This window comes from Klebsiella sp. CN_Kp088 (genome assembly GCF_040064335.1).
Taxonomy (GTDB): Bacteria; Pseudomonadota; Gammaproteobacteria; order Enterobacterales; family Enterobacteriaceae; genus Klebsiella; species Klebsiella aerogenes.
Genome location: NZ_JBEAIQ010000033.1, coordinates 14,080 through 30,370, shown reverse-complemented (window position 1 = coordinate 30,370; position 16,291 = coordinate 14,080). Strand labels below are relative to the sequence as shown.

The 16,291-nt window shown below is 54.8% G+C and carries 16 protein-coding genes; 15 read left to right on the top strand and 1 reads right to left on the bottom strand.

Translation table 11 applies throughout. The annotated features are described in order from the left end of the window. Positions 1-40 precede the first annotated feature (40 nt). From ABLV08_RS20910 to nhaR, 12 genes are all read left to right on the top strand, one after another. The gene (locus tag ABLV08_RS20910) at positions 41-733 is read left to right on the top strand and encodes a winged helix-turn-helix transcriptional regulator (protein ID WP_045388775.1); all 693 of its coding nucleotides are present in this window, start codon (positions 41-43) and stop codon (positions 731-733) included. 315 nt (positions 734-1,048) lie between these two features. Continuing rightward, positions 1,049-1,591, top strand: coding sequence for a fimbrial protein BcfA (locus ABLV08_RS20905; protein WP_015368341.1), 543 nt, complete (start codon positions 1,049-1,051; stop codon positions 1,589-1,591). A gap of 71 nt (positions 1,592-1,662) precedes the next feature. Then, complete coding sequence (locus tag ABLV08_RS20900) at positions 1,663-2,349, top strand: fimbria/pilus periplasmic chaperone (RefSeq protein WP_047057293.1); 687 nt, start codon at positions 1,663-1,665, stop codon at positions 2,347-2,349. 7 nt (positions 2,350-2,356) lie between these two features. Continuing rightward, positions 2,357-4,960 carry a fimbrial biogenesis usher protein gene (locus ABLV08_RS20895; protein ID WP_348856236.1) on the top strand — a complete coding sequence of 868 codons (2,604 nt, stop codon included), beginning with the start codon at positions 2,357-2,359 and terminating at the stop codon, positions 4,958-4,960. Beyond that, on the top strand, positions 4,961-5,968 hold the full coding sequence (locus ABLV08_RS20890; RefSeq protein ID WP_348856229.1) for a fimbrial protein BcfD: 1,008 nt from the start codon (positions 4,961-4,963) through the stop codon (positions 5,966-5,968). Continuing rightward, a complete protein-coding gene (locus ABLV08_RS20885) occupies positions 5,969-6,505 on the top strand; it encodes a fimbrial protein BcfE (RefSeq protein WP_045378916.1) in 537 nt (178 codons plus the stop codon). Positions 6,506-6,515: 10 nt separating this feature from the next. Beyond that, the gene (locus ABLV08_RS20880; RefSeq protein WP_032710055.1) at positions 6,516-7,034 is read left to right on the top strand and encodes a fimbrial protein BcfF; all 519 of its coding nucleotides are present in this window, start codon (positions 6,516-6,518) and stop codon (positions 7,032-7,034) included. Beyond that, on the top strand, positions 7,027-7,725 hold the full coding sequence (locus ABLV08_RS20875; protein ID WP_348856228.1) for a pili/flagellar-assembly chaperone: 699 nt from the start codon (positions 7,027-7,029) through the stop codon (positions 7,723-7,725). Before ABLV08_RS20880 ends, ABLV08_RS20875 begins: the two co-directional genes overlap by 8 nt. A 58-nt stretch (positions 7,726-7,783) precedes the next feature. Further along, positions 7,784-8,623, top strand: a complete 840-nt coding sequence (locus ABLV08_RS20870) for a DsbA family protein (RefSeq protein ID WP_348856227.1) — start codon at positions 7,784-7,786, stop codon at positions 8,621-8,623. Positions 8,624-8,683: 60 nt separating this feature from the next. After that, a complete protein-coding gene (locus tag ABLV08_RS20865; protein WP_045388760.1) occupies positions 8,684-8,974 on the top strand; it encodes a hypothetical protein in 291 nt (96 codons plus the stop codon). A 120-nt stretch (positions 8,975-9,094) separates the two neighbouring features. Further along, entirely contained in the window at positions 9,095-10,267 is a 1,173-nt protein-coding gene (gene nhaA / locus ABLV08_RS20860; protein ID WP_015704351.1) for a Na+/H+ antiporter NhaA, read from the top strand. 50 nt (positions 10,268-10,317) lie between these two features. Then, positions 10,318-11,217 carry a transcriptional activator NhaR gene (nhaR, locus tag ABLV08_RS20855; protein WP_032709857.1) on the top strand — a complete coding sequence of 300 codons (900 nt, stop codon included), beginning with the start codon at positions 10,318-10,320 and terminating at the stop codon, positions 11,215-11,217. Between the two features lie 72 nt (positions 11,218-11,289). On the opposite strand, the gene rpsT is transcribed toward nhaR, so the two are convergent. Continuing rightward, positions 11,290-11,553, bottom strand: a complete 264-nt coding sequence (rpsT, locus tag ABLV08_RS20850) for a 30S ribosomal protein S20 (RefSeq protein WP_002887965.1) — start codon at positions 11,551-11,553, stop codon at positions 11,290-11,292. Positions 11,554-11,883: 330 nt separating this feature from the next. Here rpsT and ribF point away from each other — a divergent pair, with 330 nt between their 5' ends. Genes ribF through lspA form a run of 3 tightly spaced genes read left to right on the top strand, consistent with a single transcriptional unit; the run spans position 11,884 to position 16,181 of the window. Next, a complete protein-coding gene (gene ribF, locus ABLV08_RS20845; RefSeq protein ID WP_015704352.1) occupies positions 11,884-12,822 on the top strand; it encodes a bifunctional riboflavin kinase/FAD synthetase in 939 nt (312 codons plus the stop codon). Positions 12,823-12,867: 45 nt separating this feature from the next. Further along, positions 12,868-15,684, top strand: coding sequence for an isoleucine--tRNA ligase (ileS, locus tag ABLV08_RS20840; protein ID WP_032713312.1), 2,817 nt, complete (start codon positions 12,868-12,870; stop codon positions 15,682-15,684). Beyond that, positions 15,684-16,181, top strand: coding sequence for a signal peptidase II (lspA, locus tag ABLV08_RS20835; RefSeq protein WP_015368327.1), 498 nt, complete (start codon positions 15,684-15,686; stop codon positions 16,179-16,181). The genes ileS and lspA overlap by 1 nt, the downstream gene beginning before the upstream one ends. Positions 16,182-16,291: the final 110 nt, after the last annotated feature.

The following is a 16,291-nucleotide window of genomic DNA, read 5'->3' as shown; positions in this document are numbered from 1 at the left end:
TTTATTTCTCATATGATTATGGATATTTAATGAAGATATAATGAAATTAAATGGTTTCGAAAATGATAATGAGAATGTCTTGCACTCATATATTTTCTCTCAGCAGGCTAAACCTCATGCTGCGATTGATGCCTTATTTTCTGCACTCCTGCCATTTGGCAAGCCTTTCATCGTGCAGCCGGGTGAAGAATTTTCGCTGTATACAGAGCAGAGCACCCGAATTGTGTTACTGGAGTCCGGGATCTTCTCTATTTGCCGCAGCGACAGAGGGTTGAATGTGCTATCGGTCTTTGCCCCTTCGCTTGCAGGGCTGATAGATAGCTATGGCGTGACATACGATGTTCCCACCCGCCCGGAGCATTTTTTGATTGCTGAAACAGAATGCCGTGGTCGTGCGGTCTCGCTGGCGGATTTTATTAAAGTGACGGATGAGTGCAATCTTTGGCACGACGTTGCCCGTTTCCTTGCCTATCGTCTGATGGTGATGAACGTTCGCGACCGGGAGCTGGTTGGCGTTGATTCTTATCTTAAGGTTCGCGCGTTATTAATCGAAATTGCCGCCTACAACGACGAATATCGCCAGAGCATCAATGTTCTCAATTTTATTCAACGGCGTACTGGAATATCGAGGAGTCGTACCATGAAGCTTCTTTCGGAATTGCGAAAAGGTGGTTATATCAATATTGATGGTGGACGTCTGTTAGGGGTTAAAAAACTGCCGTTGGCTTACTAATGACTGAATCTAAATAACAGTTACAATGATTTATTTACTGTAAAAACAGTTAGTTAATGGCGGTCCTATAAAAACAGTCCCTGCCGATTGCAACTCTCTGGCCAATTTATAATAATTAAATAACGGCAGAAATTAATTATCGCTCGGCGCTTATAAATCAGCGCGGGATTGCTATTCATTGAATATAGTATTTCTGTACGCTACAACTTTTAACGTTTTTTGCGCCCGGTACCAACAAGAGAGTTCTGTGAAGAGCGCTCGGTACTAAAATTCGTTATTAACTTATTTTCGACTTGTGTATTTAAAAGGTTATTTATGAAAAAACATCTTTTAGCGATGGTAATGACAGCCATGGCTGCAGGGGGGATGACCTGCGCGGCAAATGCGGATACCTCAACGGTCTCCGGCGGTACGGTGAATTTTACCGGACAGGTTGTGAATGCCGCATGCTCCGTTTCAGCTGACTCTATCGATCAGACGGTTACCCTGAGCCAGGTCCGCACCAGCAAGCTGACGGCTGCCGGTATGGTCGCTAATCAGAAAGAAGATTTCTCGATCAAACTGGAAGATTGCGACACCACCGTTAGCCAGAATGCGGCGGTCATTTTTAATGGTCAGCAGGACAGTTCACTTGCCGGCTCGCTGGCGAATACCGCTGGCGCGGGTTCGGCGACAAATGTTGCGCTGCAGTTGTACGGCCCGGATGGACAGGTTCTGAACATCGGCGACACCTCCGGTGCGATCACTCTGATTAATGGCGAAAACACCGTACCGCTGAGCGTTGATTATGTCGCTACCGGCGCGGCGACTGCAGGTAACGTCGCAGCGACCGCGACCTTCAGCATGGTCTATTCCTGATTGGTATCCGCATCTCCTCCGTTGTTGGCAGCGGAGGGATGCATTTCATCTCCTCCGTGGTTATCAAAAAAATGAGTACGCGAATTACCCCGATTTTATTTTCGTTATTGCTGCTGGCGGCGCTGGGAGTAACTCAGTTGGCCTATGCAGGCGGTATTGCGCTGGGTTCGACCCGGGTTATTTATCCGCAGGGTGATAAGCAGGTCTCTCTGCCGATAATAAACTCCTCCAGCAATAATGTATTTTTAATCCAATCGTGGGTGGCGAATGCCGATGGCGACCGAAGCGCTGATTTTGTTGTTACCCCGCCGTTGTTCGTCATTCAGCCGGGAAAAGAAAATCTGCTGCGTATTATGTACGTTGGCCCCTCCCTGCCGACAGATCGCGAAAGCGTTTTTTATCTCAACAGTAAAGCCATTCCCTCGGTTAATAAAAGCAAGCTGGCGGCGAATTCGCTGCAAATCGCCACCCAAAGCGTCATTAAACTGTTTATTCGCCCCAAACACTTACCGGTTGCCTCGGTAGAAGCTCCGGCAATGTTACGCTGTCAGCGTGCAGACGATCGCCTGACCATCGTCAATCCATCTCCCTATTATGTCTCGCTGGTTGATATTCATGTCGGCGGGCAGAAGTTAGCCAATTCAATGGTCCCGCCGAAAAGCGAGATAACGTTGCAAGGCGGCGTAGGGCAGGTGACTTTCCAGTCGATTAACGATTTCGGCGCTACCACGCCGCTGCAAACCTGTCTGAGTCATTGATATTGTGTTGAAACTCGATGTCGCCGCTCGCCAGTTGACGGTGGGTAGACTTCCGGCGCTTATCAGCCTGGCTCTGATCTCGGCAAGCCTATGCACGCTGCCGCGTAGCTGGGCCGAAAACTATTTTAACCCGGCTTTTTTATCTGACGACCCGTCGAAGATCGCCGATCTTTCCCACTTTGAGGATAATGGCCAGGCACCGGGGGTTTATCGGGTCGATGTCTATCTTAATGGCGCATTGTTGACGACGCGCGATATTGCTTTTCGCGCGAACCAGCAGTCTGCCGATGGCTCAGGCCTTCGCGCCTGCCTGACACCTGAGATGCTCAACGGCATGAACGTGAATATCAGCGCATTTCCGCAGTTGGCGAAGGCCGCTGCGGGCGACTGCGTCGATCTTGCTGCTGCGATCCCTGCGGCTTCCAGCGTTTTTGACTTTAGCCAGCAGCGTCTCAATATCAGTATTCCGCAGGCGGCGCTAAACAACCAGGCGCGGGGCTATATTCCGCCACAAAACTGGGATGAAGGTATCAATGCGTTGTTGCTCAACTATACGTTTACCGGCGCGAATAGCCGGGACCACAGCGTTGGCGGCGGCAATAGCGATAGTTATTTCCTCGGCCTCAATAGCGGATTAAATCTTGGCGCCTGGCGTTTACGTGATTACTCGACATGGAACTACAACAGCGATAATCAGCAACATAAAAGCGACTGGCAGCACATCAGCACCTACGTTGAACGTGATGTGGCGGCGCTGAAAGGCGAACTGACGGCGGGCGATAGCTACACCCCCGCGGGCGTTTTCGACAGCCTGCCGTTTCGTGGGCTACAGCTGGCGTCTGACGACAATATGCTGCCGGACAGCATGAAAGGCTTCGCGCCGACTATCCACGGCATCGCCAAAAGCAACGCTCAGGTGACGATACGTCAGAACGGCTACACCATCGACCAGCGCTATGTACCGCCTGGCGCATTCACCATCGACGATCTCTATCCGACCTCCTCCAGCGGCGATCTCAACGTCGAGATCAAGGAGTCCGACGGCAGCATCTCCAGCTTTAACGTGCCTTATGCCGCCGTACCGGTTCTGCAACGCGAGGGGCGGGTGAAATATGCCGCCACCGCGGCGACCTATCGCGGTGATAGCAGCCAAAAACGAGAGGTGAGTTTCGGCCAGGCGACCCTGATGTGGGGGTTGCCGCATGGCTTTACGCTGTACGGCGGAACGCAGTTTTCCTCCGATTACCGCGCGCTGGCGCTGGGCACTGGAGCTAACTTCGGCGACTGGGGGGCGATTTCCGTCGATCTTACGCAAGCCTACAGTACGCTGGCGGATGAGAGCGAACATCAGGGGCAATCGCTGCGCTTTTTATATGCCAAATCCTTAAACGACCTGGGCACCCATTTTCAATTGTTGGGGTATCGCTACTCAACCTCTGGTTTTTATACCCTTGATGATACCGCGTGGAAGCGGATGTCAGGCTATAACGACCCGCAGGAGGATGACGGCGATCGCGATACTGGCGATGACTACAACCTGTATTACACCAAACGCGGCAAGGTACAGATCAACCTCTCTCAACAGTTCGGTCATTTTGGCTCACTGTACGTCACCGGTAGCCAACAGAGTTATTGGCACACCGATGAAACCAATAAATTGCTACAAATTGGCTACAGCGACACGCTGGCCGGGATCTCGTGGAGCCTGTCATATAGCAGCAGCCGCACGCCCGGCGAGGAGGAACGCGACCAGGCGCTGGCGCTCAATATCTCATTACCGCTCAGCCAGTGGCTTTCTCACGGCGACGATATTACCCAGCGGCGTCATAACGTTTATGCGACGTTCTCCACCAGTAGCGATGGCCACGGCGGCGTAACGCAGAATAGCGGTATCAGCGGCACGTTGTTGGATCAAAACAACCTGAGCTACAGCGTTCAGCAGGGATACCAGAATCGGGGCGTTGGCGAGAGCGGTTCCGCCAGCCTGGAATACGATGGCGCGAAGGGCAATCTGAATGTCGGCTACAACAACAGCAATCATGGCGATTATCGGCAACTGAATTATGGCCTCAGCGGCGGAATAGTCGCGCATGCCCATGGCTTGACGCTCAGCCAGCCGCTGGGCGATACCAATGTCCTTATTGCCGTGCCGGGGGCAGGAAACGTCAATATTGAAGATCAGCCGGGGATCCACACCGATAGCCGCGGCTACGCGGTGGTGCCGTATGCCACTACCTATCGCCAGAACCGTATGGCGCTGGACGTCAACTCGCTAAAAGACGATGTCGATATTGATGATGCGGTGATCAATGTCGTTCCCACCCAAGGCGCGCTGGTGCTGGCCAACTTTACGGCACGGGTTGGCGAGCGAGCGCTGTTGACGTTAAGCCGTTACGGGAAACCGCTGCCGTTTGGCGCCACGGTTTCCATTGCTGGCTCGCCTGAAGAAGGCATCGTCGGCGACGACGGGGAAGTGTATCTCTCAGGCCTTAGCCCGCAGGGTACGCTGAAAGCACAATGGGGACAGCATCCTGACCAACAATGTCTCACTCATTATCATCTCCCTGACGTTAGCCAGTCTTTGGCGCGTCAGCATCTGGAATGTCGCTAAATGAAGCCTGTCTCTTTTCTTGTGCTGTTAATGGGGCTGCTGCTGGCCCGCGGTAGTCTGGCGGCCGTTTGCCAGAACACCAATGGCTCGCCTGCAACGGTCGATTATGACCTGACGACGACGCTAACGGCGGCGCAGAATCAGGCCGGTACGACCACGCAACTTAGTAAAAACCAGGATGTGAACGTGCAGGCGGTTTGTCCCGCCGGCTCTTCGGATTCGGGGCGGACGTATCGTTCGTATGTCGCTTCTTCATCGATAGTGGAAACCAACGGCGACTGGAAATATATGCAGCTGGATGGCTCCTATCTTGAAGGAGCAATGCGCATTGAAGATTCGGCGGCCGGGGAATTTTATCCACCAATGGATTATGTCTATATGGGCTATGACGCCAACGTTAACAATGGCTCGCCTTTTCCGGTACATGATTCGAATCTGGTATTCCAGCTTAAGGTTGTGAAGCCATTTATTGGCACGGTAAATATCGAGCCGAAGACCATGTTTAATGTTTATGTCACTACCACTGGCGACGATCCACTGAGTAATGTGGTGTACAGCATTGTCTACAGCGGCAGTGTGACAGTGCCGCAAAGCTGCGAAATTAACGCCGGGCAAACCATTCTTGTGGATTTTGGCTCGCTGTACAGCGGCGGCTTCAATCGCGCCGGGGAAAAACCAACGGGTGTCCGTAAGAAAAGATTCACCGTGCCGGTGAAGTGCAGTGGGGTGGATTCACAGGTCAACTTAAGTCTGCGGTTGATAGCCACCGCCGATAGCCACTTAAGCCAGGCCATTGCCTCTGACAATCCTGATGTTGGCGTGGTGGTTGAGAGCAGCGACGGCGCGGTATTAACGCCGAATGACGCCAGCAGCGTCGAGCCTTTCACGACGGATGAATACGGACGCGCGACTATTTCCCTACAGGCGTATCCAGTCAGTACCACCGGCCAGACGCCTGCGGAGGGGGCCTTCACCGCGCTGGCTAACTTACGGGTGGATTTCGACTAAATGCGCCTGATTCGTTACTTCTTCTTATTCATCCTGCTATGCGGCAACGGTTGCTATGCCGACGATAGCGGTTACAACCTGGAATTCACCGGGACCATTGTCGCGCAAACCTGCGATGTCGAAATTTCCAGCCTCAGCCAGAGTATCGATTTAGGTCAGTTCTCAGTGGCAGATTTTCCCTCTACCGGTACGACGACGAAGTTCAAGCCGTTCAACATCAACCTGAAAAACTGCTCGCGCGGTATTACCGGCAGCAAAATCTGGTTTACCGGTACCGCCGACAGCGACAATCCGGCGCTGCTGGCGCTGAGCGATACCGGCATGGGTAGCGAAAAAATGCTGGCAGGTGGTGTTGGCGTGGAGATCCTTGATGAGGACCAGGATGCCGTCAGCATCAATAACACCAGTTCGGTGGTCTACCCGCTGAAAACGGGCCGCAATACCTTATCGTTCTATATCCGCTACAAATCTACCCGGCCAACCGTGACCTCCGGCAATGCGACGGCGGTGATGTATTTCGACCTGCAATATGAATAGGCGCGCGGCAATGATTAAAAAACTGTACCTCTGCTGGGGGCTGGCTCTGGCGGCAAGCGGTGCGCTGGCCCATGACGGCCGGGTCTACGTCACCGGAACCATTACCGACAACACCTGCACGCTGTCGCCGGATTCCGAGAACATTCAGGTCGATATGGGAACCGTTAGCAACCGCCAGTTTTATCAGGCAGGCGCCGGCGCGGAGTGGCAGCCTTTTTCGATCACGCTACAAAATTGCGGCAGCACCGCCAGCGGCGTAACGGTGAGCTTTAGCGGTACCAGCGATCCGCAAGATGGCGATTTGTTCGCGGTGAATACCGGAGCGGATACCGCAAGCGGTATAGGAATTGCGCTCTATGACAAGAATAAACAGCAAATCGCGCCGGGGGCGCAGAGCGATGTGCTGGCGCTAACCGCGGGCGCCGCGTCCGAACGTTTACAGTTTTATGCCCGCTATGTGGCTGATGGCGCCCCGGTGGCGCCGGGGGCTGCCGATGCTTCCGCGACTTTCGTACTGAGTTATGAATAGACGATATTTCTACTGGCCAGGGCTCTGGCTGCTGCCCGTAGCAATAAGCCATGCCGGTGTGGTGATTGGCGGCACGCGTTTTATTTATCACGCTGAGAGGACGACGTTGAGCGTTCCACTGCGCAATACCTCGGACAGTGACTGGCTGGTGGATAGCCACGTGCTGAGCGGTGGACGCTGGCCCGGCGCCGATAATTTGTCGTCCCGTAAACCGCCATTCGCGGTGACGCCGCCGCTATTTTTATTGCGCACAGGTCAGGAGAACACGCTGCGTGTCGCATGGAGCGGCGAGGCGCTGGCGCGGGACCGTGAAAGCTTGTTTACGCTGAGCATTGCCGCTATTCCATCGGGAAAAACCGGCGCCAATAGCGTGCAGATGGCATTTCGCTCGGCGTTAAAACTGATTTATCGACCTGTGGGGCTAATCGGCGATCCGCAGCAGGCCTATCGTCATCTGGTCTGGAACTTAACGGCGGATGGGCTGACGGTACGTAATCCAGGCCCCTATTACGTCACCCTCTTTTCAACCCGCGTCAACGGGTCGCCGATCGACGCTGCCGGCGTGGTCGCGCCGTTTTCTACCCGCCGCACAGACTGGTGTCGACAAACGACACACTGCGCGGTGCGCTGGCAAAGCCTCAACGATGCCGGAGGCGTGATGCCGCCGGTCACGGTAACGGCGCAACGATGATGGCGATTTTACTCTGCCCTTGTGGGTATCCCCTGAACTTAACAATGAGAACTCAATAATGCGCAAACTTTCCTGTAAATCGGCGGCGTGGCTAGCGCTTGGCGGCATCATCTCTTTTTCCACGTTGGCGGCGAAGACCGACCCGGCGATAGGCGATATTGGGCCGACCGCTGAGGCGTATATTGCCAGCCATCCTGATAAAGTCGGCGAAGCGGTAGCGACGTATCTGGCGGATCATCCTGAATTCCTGATTGCCGCCAGCGAAACGCTACATCAGCGTCAGCAGGTTGCCCAGAAGCAGGCTTATGCGCAACTGGCGCTGCAGTACCGCTCTGAGTTGCTGAGCGACAGCTCACCCTCCGTTGGACCGGCGGATGCTAAAGCGGCGGTGGTGATGTTTTTTGACTACCAGTGTTCCTGGTGCAGCAAGATGTCGCCGGTGGTGGAAGCGATGGTGAAATCGAATCCTGATACGCGTTTTATCTTTAAAGAGTTTCCGATCTTTTCATCCCGCTGGCCGGTGTCTGGTTTGGCGGCGAGAATCGGCGAACAGGTGTGGCTGAACGATGGCGGCGAAAAGTATTTGGCCTGGCATAATGCGCTGTACGCCACGGGTAAGGTGGAGGGACAGCTCACCGAGCAGGATGTTTATGCGCTGGCGTCGCACTATCTCACCCAGCCACAGATTAGGGCGGTTAAAACCGCCCAGCAGAGCGGGGCGGTACATGATGCGCTGCTGAGCAATCAGGCGCTGGCGCAGCATATGAACTTTTCCGGAACCCCGGCTTTTGTGGTGATGCCGCAGGCAGCGGCTCCGGATACCGGGCGTATCTCGGTAGTGCCGGGCAGCACGTCGCAGGATGCGTTGCAGATGGCAATTCAGAAAGCTAAAGGTTAAGTCTCACCGACCGGGGCGCTGTACCCGGTTATCAGCTTCCTCAGACCGAGGATTTGGCGTATGCAATTCAAGAAAGGCTGGTTAGGGCTGGCGGCCATTTCACTGTTCACGATTGGCGGCGTGCGGGCTCACACTGCCGGTAATATCCAATTTTTTGGCAATGTAGTTACTGAAAGTTGCTGGAACGAAACGGAAAGTAGCGAGATTTTGTGCCAGCGCGCCGATCGCATCGAACGCCACGTGATTGTGGAAAATATCACCACTTCGCTGGCTTCGGCTTACGCAACGGTGGAGAAAAGTTATCTCGATGCCGACAAGCAGCTCACTCTGCTGCGGGTGGTCTATGATTAACGGATGTCGATAAGGATCGGAAAAAGCGATCTTAATGGCAATTTAAATCTGTTTTTTTCGATGTGTTGGCGGCTGTATCATACTTTTATCGAGTTATTGACCAATAAGGTGAGAGTAAAAGTGAAACATCTGCAACGATTTTTCAGTAGCGATGCTTCCGGGGGCATTATTCTAATCTGCGCCGCCGCACTGGCGATGATGATGGCCAATAGCAGCGTCACCAGCGGTCTGTATCATGCTTTTTTAGATACCCCGGTACAGCTGCGCGTCGGCGCGCTGGAAATTAACAAAAACATGCTGTTGTGGATCAACGATGCGCTAATGGCGGTGTTTTTCCTGTTAATTGGCCTGGAGGTGAAGCGTGAGATGATCCAGGGGGCGCTCGCCAGCCGTCGTCAGGCGGTGTTCCCGGTAGTTGCCGCGATTGGCGGCATGGTGGTGCCGGCGCTTATCTATTTAGCCTTCAATGCTCAGGATCCCGTTGCGCGGGAAGGGTGGGCGATCCCGGCGGCGACCGATATCGCCTTTGCGCTTGGCGTTTTAGCGCTATTAGGCAACCGGGTACCAACGGCGTTGAAAATTTTCCTGATGGCGCTGGCTATTATTGATGACCTCGGGGCGATAGTGATTATCGCGCTGTTTTATACCAACGATCTGTCGGTACTGTCGTTGGCCGTCGCTGCTGGCGCGATTGTGGTACTGGCGGCGCTCAATCTCTGCGGCGTGCGGCGCACCGGTATCTATATCCTGGTTGGCGCGGTGCTGTGGACGGCAGTACTGAAATCTGGCGTACATGCGACCCTGGCGGGGGTTATCGTCGGCTTTATGATCCCGTTGAAGGAGCAGAATGGCAAATCGCCGGCGAAGCAGCTTGAGCATGTGCTGCATCCGTGGGTTGCGTTTCTAATCCTGCCGCTGTTCGCTTTTGCCAATGCCGGGGTTTCGCTGCAGGGCGTCACGTTCGCGGGGCTGACTTCGCTGCTGCCTCTGGGGATTATTGCCGGGCTGTTTGTCGGTAAGCCGCTTGGCATTAGCCTGTTCTGCTGGCTGGCGCTGAAGTTTAAGTGGGCCTCGTTGCCGCCGGGAACCCGTTTCCCACAGATTATGGCGGTCGGCGTACTGTGCGGAATTGGCTTCACCATGTCGATTTTCATCGCCACGCTCGCCTTCAGTAGCGTTGACCCCGGATTGATCAACTGGGCCAAGCTGGGCATTCTGATAGGGTCGATTCTGTCAGCCATCATTGGCTACATGATTCTGCGTAAGCGCGTAACGGATCCTCACAGCGTGTAACATCATCGGGAGAGCCTGCGGGCTCTCCGGGGCATATCAGGGAGAGAAGCATGTCGCATATCAATTACAACCATTTGTACTACTTTTGGCACGTCTATCGGGAAGGCTCGGTCGTCGGCGCCGCCGAGGCGCTGTATCTGACGCCGCAGACGATTACCGGGCAGATTAAGGCGCTGGAAGAACGATTGCAGGGCAAACTCTTTAAACGTAAAGGACGAGGCCTGGAACCCAGTGAGCTGGGAGAGCTGGTGTTTCGCTACGCGGATCGCATGTTCACCCTGAGCCAGGAGATGCTTGATATCGTCAATTATCGCAAAGAGTCGAACCTGCTGTTTGATGTCGGCGTCGCCGATGCGCTATCCAAGCGGCTGGTGAGCGGCGTGCTGGATGCGGCGGTAGTGGAAGATGAACAAATTCACCTGCGCTGTTTTGAATCCACCCACGAGATGCTGCTGGAACAACTGAGCCAGCATAAGCTGGATATGATTATCTCGGATTGCCCGATTGATTCAACCCAGCAGGAAGGGCTGTTCTCGGTGAAAATCGGTGAATGCGGGGTGAGCTTCTGGTGTATGAATCCGCCGCCGGAAAAACCGTTTCCCGCCTGTCTTGAGGAACGTCGCCTGCTCATTCCCGGTCGCCGTTCCATGCTCGGGCGCAAATTGCTGAACTGGTTTAATTCGCAGGGGCTGCAGGTGGAAATTCTCGGCGAGTTCGACGATGCGGCGCTTATGAAAGCCTTCGGCGCGGCGCATAATGCGATTTTTGTGGCGCCAACCCTCTATGCTCACGATTTCTATGCCGATGAGTCGATTGTCGAAATTGGCCGCATGGAAAACGTGATGGAGGAGTATCACGCTATTTTTGCCGAGCGAATGATTCAGCATCCTGCGGTACAGCGTATCTGCAACCGCGATTATTCCTCGCTGTTTGCGCAGCCGCAAAGCTAAGTACCGGCAAACAACAGACATAAAAAAACCCGCTTTCGCGGGTTTTTTTAACAAAGTTCAGCAAGCGGGCGATTAAGCCAGTTTGTTGATCTGTGCAGTCAGGTTTGCTTTATGACGCGCAGCTTTGTTTTTGTGGATCAGACCTTTAGCAGCCTGACGGTCCACGATTGGTTGCATTTCGTTAAATGCTTTCTGTGCAGCAGCTTTGTCGCCAGCTTCGATAGCTGCGTATACTTTCTTGATGAAAGTACGCATCATAGAGCGACGGCTTGCGTTGTGCTTGCGAGCCTTTTCAGACTGAACGGCGCGCTTCTTAGCTGATTTGATATTAGCCAAGGTCCAACTCCCAAATGTGTTCTATATGGACAATTCAAAGGCCGAGGAATATGCCCGTTTAGCCTTCTTTTGTCAATGGATTTGTGCAAATAAGCGCCGTTTAAGATAACGAGGCTTCATTACGTAGTGATGGCGCAAGATTCTACCAGCTTGTTGTAGTCGAATACAGTCTTTCCACCATAAAAATCGACGGCTGCGTATAGTTTTTCCTGCATTATTACGCTGAGTGAATGAATTAGCAGGATCTTTCGTAATCGAGGTGCAATCGCTGGTTAACGTCGCCTGTTGTACAAGGTATACTCGGACGATTTTCACTGTTTTGAGCCAGACATGAAGCTGATACGCGGCATACATAATCTCAGTCAGGCCCCGCACGGGTGCGTGCTGACCATTGGAAATTTCGACGGCGTGCATCGCGGGCATCAGGCGCTGCTGCAGCGCCTGCGCGCAGAGGGCCGCCAGCTCGGTCTGCCGGTTGTGGTGATGATTTTTGAGCCGCAGCCGCTGGAGCTGTTTGCCGCCGATAAAGCGCCGGCGCGGATCACGCGGCTGCGTGAGAAGCTTGGCTACCTGGCGGAAAGCGGTGTCGACTACGTGCTGTGTGTCCGTTTCGACCGGCGTTTCGCCGCGCTGACGGCGCAAGATTTCATCAGCGAACTGCTGGTGCGTCAGCTGGGCGTGCGGTTCCTTGCCGTCGGCGATGATTTCCGCTTTGGCGCTGGTCGTCAGGGGGATTTCTTGTTATTACAGAAGGCCGGGGCGGAGTACGGTTTTGACGTCACCAGTACCCAGACCTTCTGCGAAGGCGGCGTGCGTATTAGCAGCACCGCGGTGCGTCAGGCGCTGGCCGACGATGACCTCGCGCAGGCGGAAAACCTGCTGGGGCATCCGTTTACCATCTCTGGTCGCGTCGTCCACGGCGATGAGCTGGGGCGCACCATAGGTTTCCCGACGGCGAACTTACCGCTGCGTCGTCAGGTTTCCCCGGTTAAAGGGGTCTTTGCGGTAGAAGTGACAGGGCTCGGCGATAAGCCATTACCCGGCGTCGCCAACATTGGCACTCGTCCAACGGTCTCCGGCGTGCGACAGCAGCTGGAAGTTCACCTTCTGGACGTTGTAATGGACCTCTACGGTCGCCATATAGATGTAATACTGCGTAAAAAAATACGTAACGAGCAGCGTTTTGCGTCGCTGGATGAGCTAAAAGCGCAAATCGCACGAGATGAGTTAACGGCCCGCGAGTACTTTGGGCTCACCAGGCAGGGATAATCCTACTGGTATTTATCAAACCGAAATAACGGAACCGAGAATCTGATGAGTGACTATAAATCCACCCTGAATTTGCCGGAAACAGGGTTCCCGATGCGTGGCGACCTCGCCAAACGCGAGCCGGGAATGCTGGCGCGTTGGACCGATGATGACCTGTACGGCATCATCCGTGCGGCGAAAAAAGGCAAAAAAACCTTCATTCTGCATGATGGCCCTCCTTATGCGAATGGCAGCATTCATATTGGTCACTCGGTTAACAAGATTCTGAAAGACATTATCGTTAAGTCCAAAGGACTGACGGGTTTTGACTCGCCGTACGTTCCGGGTTGGGACTGCCACGGTTTGCCGATCGAACTGAAAGTCGAGCAGCAATACGGCAAGCCGGGTGAGAAATTCACCGCCGCAGAATTCCGCGCCAAGTGCCGTGAATATGCCGCCGAGCAGATCGACGGCCAGCGTAAAGACTTTATCCGCCTGGGCGTGCTGGGCGACTGGTCGCGTCCGTACCTGACCATGGACTTCAAAACTGAAGCCAATATCATCCGCGCGCTGGGTAAAATCATCGGCAACGGTCACCTGCATAAAGGCGCTAAGCCGGTGCACTGGTGCGTTGACTGCCGTTCCGCGCTGGCGGAAGCGGAAGTTGAGTACTATGACAAAACGTCTCCGTCTATCGATGTGGCGTTCCACGCGGTAGATAAAGCCGCCGTGCTGGCGAAGTTCGGCGTAGCCGACGTTAACGGCCCGGTTTCTCTGGTTATCTGGACCACCACGCCGTGGACCCTGCCGGCCAACCGCGCTATCTCTCTGTCTCCTGAGTTCGACTATGCGCTGGTGCAGGTTGACGGCCAGGCGCTGATCCTGGCGAAAGACCTGGTTGAGAGCGTGATGCAGCGCATTGGCGTGGCGGATTACACCATCCTGGCGGCGGTACAGGGTTCCGAGCTTGAACTGATGCGCTTTAAGCATCCGTTCCTCGATTTCGATGTGCCGGCGATCCTTGGCGACCACGTGACGCTGGATGCGGGTACCGGCGCGGTACATACCGCCGGCGGCCACGGCCCGGACGACTACACTATCAGCCAGAAATACGGTCTGGAAATCGCCAACCCGGTTGGCCCGGACGGCTCTTATCTGCCGGGGACTTACCCGTCTCTCGACGGTATCAACGTCTTCAAAGCCAACGACATTATCGTTGAGATGCTGCGTGACAGCGGCGCGCTGCTGCACGTGGAAAAAATGCAGCACAGCTATCCGTGCTGCTGGCGCCACAAATCGCCGATCATCTTCCGCGCTACCCCGCAGTGGTTCGTCAGCATGGATCAAAAAGGCCTGCGCGCGCAGTCTCTGAAAGAGATTAAAGGCGTGCAGTGGATCCCGGACTGGGGCCAGGCACGTATCGAATCGATGGTGGCCAACCGTCCTGACTGGTGTATCTCCCGTCAGCGTACCTGGGGCGTGCCGATGTCGCTGTTCGTGCATAAAGAAACCCACGAGCTGCACCCGCGTACCCTCGAACTGATGGAAGAAGTGGCGAAACGCGTTGAAGTTGACGGCATCCAGGCGTGGTGGGATCTCGATTCCCGCGACATCCTTGGCGATGACGCTGACAGCTACGAAAAAGTGCCGGATACCCTCGACGTGTGGTTTGACTCCGGGTCCACCCACTCTTCCGTGGTTGATGTACGTCCGGAATTCGCCGGTCACGCCGCGGACATGTATCTGGAAGGCTCCGATCAGCATCGCGGCTGGTTCATGTCTTCACTGATGATCTCCACGGCGATGAAAGGCAAAGCGCCATATCGTCAGGTACTGACCCACGGCTTCACCGTCGACGGTCAGGGCCGCAAAATGTCCAAGTCTATCGGTAACACCGTTAGCCCGCAGGACGTGATGAACAAACTGGGCGCCGATATTCTGCGCCTGTGGGTGGCTTCCACCGACTATACCGGCGAAATGGCGGTCTCCGATGAGATCCTCAAACGCGCCGCGGACAGCTATCGTCGTATCCGTAATACCGCGCGCTTCCTGCTGGCGAACCTTAACGGTTTCGATCCGGCAAAAGATATGGTTAAACCGGAAGAGATGGTCGTTCTGGACCGCTGGGCGGTCGGCTGCGCGCAGGCGGCTCAGGAAGATATCCTCAAAGCCTACGAATCCTACGACTTCCACGAAGTGGTGCAGCGCCTGATGCGCTTCTGCTCCATCGAAATGGGCTCGTTCTATCTCGACATCATCAAAGACCGCCAGTACACCGCGAAAGCGGACAGCGTGGCGCGTCGCAGCTGCCAGACCGCGCTGTTCCATATCGTGGAAGCGCTGGTGCGCTGGATGGCGCCGATCATGTCCTTCACCGCGGACGAAATCTGGGGCTATCTGCCGGGCGAGCGTGAAAAATACGTCTTCACCGGCGAGTGGTATGAAGGCCTGTTCGGCCTGGCCGACGACGAAGCGATGAACGACGATTTCTGGGATGAACTGCTGAAAGTGCGCGGCGAAGTTAATAAGGTGATCGAACAGGCGCGTGCTGATAAGAAAGTCGGTGGTTCTCTGGAAGCGGCGGTTACGCTGTATGCCGATGCTGAGCTGGCGGCCAAGCTCAACGCGCTGGGCGAAGAATTACGATTTGTCCTGTTGACCTCCGGCGCTAACGTTGCCGATTATGCACAGGCGCCGGCTGATGCCTGGCAGAGCGATCTGCTGAAAGGGCTGAAAGTGGTCCTGAGCAAAGCCGAGGGCGAGAAGTGCCCACGCTGCTGGCATTACACCAGCGATGTCGGCAAGGTGGCGGAACACGCAGAAATCTGCGGTCGCTGTGTCAGTAACGTCGCCGGTGACGGCGAGCAACGTAAATTCGCCTGATGAGTAAATCGATCTGTTCAACGGGGCTACGCTGGCTGTGGGTCGTCGTAGCCGTGCTGATTATCGATCTGGGCAGCAAATTCCTGATCCTCCAGAACTTCGCTCTGGGGGAGACGGTTTCGCTGTTTCCATCGCTTAATCTGCATTATGCGCGCAACTACGGCGCGGCTTTTAGCTTCCTCGCCGACAGCGGCGGCTGGCAGCGCTGGTTCTTCGCCGGGATTGCCGTTGGTATCTGCGTGGTGCTGGCGGTGCTGATGTACCGTTCGAAGGCGACGCAAAAGCTGAACAACATTGCCTACGCGCTGATCATTGGCGGCGCGCTGGGTAATCTGTTCGACCGTCTGTGGCACGGCTTTGTGGTCGATATGATCGACTTCTATGTCGGCGACTGGCATTTCGCCACCTTCAACCTTGCCGATAGCGCCATCTGCATCGGCGCGGCGCTGATTGTACTGGAAGGCTTCTTGCCTTCCAGTGATAAAAAAACATCATAAAAAATTGCCGGATGGCGACGCTAAAGCGTCTTATCCGGCCTACAGTATATATCGCCCTTTGTAGGCCCGGTAAGCGCAGCGCCACCGGGCAAACAAGCGGCGGCAATATA